A 1,100-nucleotide genomic window follows, 5' to 3' on the forward strand; every position below is an offset into this window, starting at 1 on the left:
GAATAGAAGGACAGCACATCGTATTCATCGCCAAACCAATCGTCTAACTGCCTAGGGGACGTGAAGGCGAAGTATTCAAAATAGCGAACATCTGGTATCCCGTCGTGCTCAGGGACAGGCCGCTCTGGAGTGGAAGACGAATTCGTCATGCACCCATTAACATAAGGGCCCTCGCCGTTATTGCACTCGATTCGATAAACTACAGTCTTGTCTTTCATGATCGTCCCTTAGATCACATTATCTGCCGGCTATTCTACTGCCCTTTTCGGGCTAAGTCAAAGATTACGAAGAACCAAAATTGCACCCACATTGCATAGGCGGGGCTCCCGTAATCGATAGTCTCTTGCCACGTCATCACATAAGCATCAGCCATGCCAGTTTCCCAAAAGTGGTCGTCCACGCCGCCATCCCAACTGTCGCCGATAAACTGCCGGGTCATTCCGGCTTCATTCATGATAGATCGAATGTCCCGGGTCACGTCGTCGAGATTAATTGGCAAGTCCAGTTCCCGGAGACGTACACACATATACCACGGCGTTCCGTGAAAGATAGCGTAGTCGAGGCCTTCTTGGAAAATTTGAGAGAGTTTCAACGATTTATCTCCTATTCCGGGATTTTGTTGTGGATCGTGAAGCGGTTCATATCTGCCTTGTGGCGAGTCTCGATAACAGGCACGAAAGGAGGGAAAACATCGTTCGCCTTGCCGTATTTCACTATATGCTGGGCATACTTCTTTGCCAATGTATGAGTAGCGAATAGCAGGGGTTCGAACTCGGGGCCAATGCTGCCAGTCACAATGTAGCAATGGTTGGGGCTTTCGTTCCCCTCGGTGCGATCTATGATGCTCATTCTCATATCCTCTTAGGGAAGCTTTATGCTCCCCTCTGGCTGAAATTCTACGCTTCCATATCAGTCTGTCAAGCGTTCTCTGTGAAATCTTCCAGAATGCTGAGCGGCTGCTCGTCATAGTCGATTTCCATAATATCCTCACAGTAGGCGTCCGCCTTAGATACCGCTTCAGCTACTGCCAGCAAATTTTCAGGCAGGCGGTAGGATTGAAACATAGGATTGCCGAGTATCCCCGACACAATGAACGGAAT

Annotated in this window: 4 protein-coding genes; all 4 read right to left on the minus strand. The window is 49.1% G+C overall.

Going from position 1 to position 1,100, the window contains the following annotated elements; genetic code table 11:
* Positions 1-218, minus strand: a 218-nt coding sequence (locus N7974_RS20605) for a hypothetical protein (protein WP_262967403.1), incomplete at its 3' end; no start/stop codon positions are given.
* 35 nt (positions 219-253) lie between these two features.
* Positions 254-592: a hypothetical protein gene (locus tag N7974_RS20610; RefSeq protein ID WP_262967404.1), complete on the minus strand. Its 339-nt coding sequence runs from the start codon at positions 590-592 to the stop codon at positions 254-256.
* An 11-nt stretch (positions 593-603) separates the two neighbouring features.
* A complete protein-coding gene (locus N7974_RS20615) occupies positions 604-849 on the minus strand; it encodes a hypothetical protein (RefSeq protein ID WP_262967405.1) in 246 nt (81 codons plus the stop codon).
* Between the two features lie 68 nt (positions 850-917).
* A partial coding sequence (locus N7974_RS20620; RefSeq protein ID WP_262967406.1) for a hypothetical protein occupies positions 918-1,100 on the minus strand: 183 nt, incomplete at its 5' end.

Source organism: Methylobacter psychrophilus, from assembly GCF_025583945.1.
In the GTDB taxonomy this organism is placed as follows: Bacteria; Pseudomonadota; Gammaproteobacteria; order Methylococcales; family Methylomonadaceae; genus Methylobacter_C; species Methylobacter_C psychrophilus.

What these genes read in the sequence shown, in the direction of transcription:
- N7974_RS20615 (WP_262967405.1), bottom strand. Translation starts at nt 849, where the DNA reads ATGAGCATCATAGATCGCACCGAGGGGAACGAAAGCCCCAACCATTGC.